Annotated in this window: 1 protein-coding gene; it reads left to right on the forward strand. The window is 37.5% G+C overall.

Annotated elements, in window-relative coordinates; all coding sequences use genetic code 11:
• Positions 1-260: 260 nt before the first annotated feature.
• Positions 261-1,400 (forward strand): IS110 family RNA-guided transposase, encoded by a 1,140-nt coding sequence (locus tag IE222_RS26165; RefSeq protein ID WP_191277311.1) that lies wholly within the window; start codon positions 261-263, stop codon positions 1,398-1,400.
• Positions 1,401-1,550: the final 150 nt, after the last annotated feature.

Consider the following 1,550-nt stretch of genomic DNA (forward strand, 5'->3'; position numbering starts at 1 on the left):
AAACAAAACTATCATGAGCTTTCTCTCCCAACCCGGGCATGAAAATTAATTCCTCCTGTCCATAATGTTAGTGACACAAACAGTTTTTAAGGATGTGGCTTTTTATGGTGGCGTTAGACCCTGTAAACAAAACTGTTTGAGTGAATTTGGTGTTCAACCCTTTGTTAGCTCCTTCCTTACGGAAGGATGACTACGGACAGAAAAATGCTTATTTTCAAATTCACTCACTGTTTGTGATCTTAATAGACAGGAGTATTTCTATGGAAGTATTTATCGAACGATGTGCTGGATTAGATGTCCATGCGGAGACAATTGTAGCTTGTGTAATTTCCGGGAGTAGAGAAGACGACTTGCTTAAGGTAACAGAAACTTTCCCTACTCTTACAAAAGATCTTTATCGTTTATTAAAATGGCTTGAACATCATGAAGTCACTCATATTGCAATGGAAAGTACAGGTATTTATTGGAAACCTGTATTTAACATCTTAGAGGATTACTTTGATATTACACTTGCTAATGCACAACGAATTAAAAATGTCCCTGGTCGAAAAACTGATGTTTCAGATGCAGAGTGGATTGCCAAATTATTAAGACATGGGTTAATTGAAAAAAGTTTTGTCCCACCCGTTGATATTCGAGAACTTCGTGATCTAACACGACTTCGCAAGAAGTGGATAGGTCATTTAACAGCTGAGAAAAACCGAATTCAAAAGGTATTAGAGTGTTCAAATGTTAAGCTCAGTTCAGTCATTTCCGATGTTTTTGGCGTATCAGGGAGGAAACTTCTCAAAAAGTTAATCGAGCAAGGATATGTTGATGAAGTTGACGTTGAAAATAGCATTCATGGAAAAATGGCTGGAAAGAAACAGAGGATAACTGATTCTCTATTTGGTACCTTAAACGGGCATCAAATCTTTCTTATTCGACAGTCATGGCAACATATAATTTATTTAGAATCACTGATTTCTGAAATTGAAGAACGAGTAGATAGTTTGTTAAATAACTATACGGAAGAAATGGAATTACTTCTCACTATTCCAGGTATTAAGAAAGATACTGCAGCAATTATCATTGCAGAAATTGGGGTGGATATGGGGCAGTTTCCTACTTCCCAGCATTTAGCATCATGGGCTGGAGTATCGCCGGGTAATCATGAAAGTGCTGGAAAACGGAAAAGTACAAGGACCACTAAAGGAAATCCTCATATTAAGTCTGCAATGTGTGAAGCTGCTTGGGCCGTTTCACGATGTCGAAATCGGTGGTTAGCAGCTAAATATTGGTCGTTAGCCGCAAGAAGAGGAAAGAAAAAAGCACTCGTTGCCATATCGCATCGAATGCTTCGAATCATTTACTCCATGCTTTTAAACAAGGAGCCATTTAAAGAAATGCAAATTAGTTAGTATAACCAAAACCAAATAGATTTATACAAAGTTACCCTCCGACAGGTAGCTCTGTTTTCTCATTGGCTTTTTTAGGTTATTTTCAGGATTCCCCGATTCGATTAGCTGTATTCAGGGAATGCGGATATTAATTATTTTCACAGAAAAAAG

It is taken from the genome of Neobacillus kokaensis (genome assembly GCF_014656545.1).
GTDB lineage: Bacteria > Bacillota > Bacilli > Bacillales > Cytobacillaceae > Neobacillus > Neobacillus kokaensis.

Excerpts from the sequence above, each read along its gene's own strand:
- IE222_RS26165 (WP_191277311.1), top strand. The coding sequence starts at position 261 with ATGGAAGTATTTATCGAACGATGTGCTGGATTAGATGTCCATGCGGAG.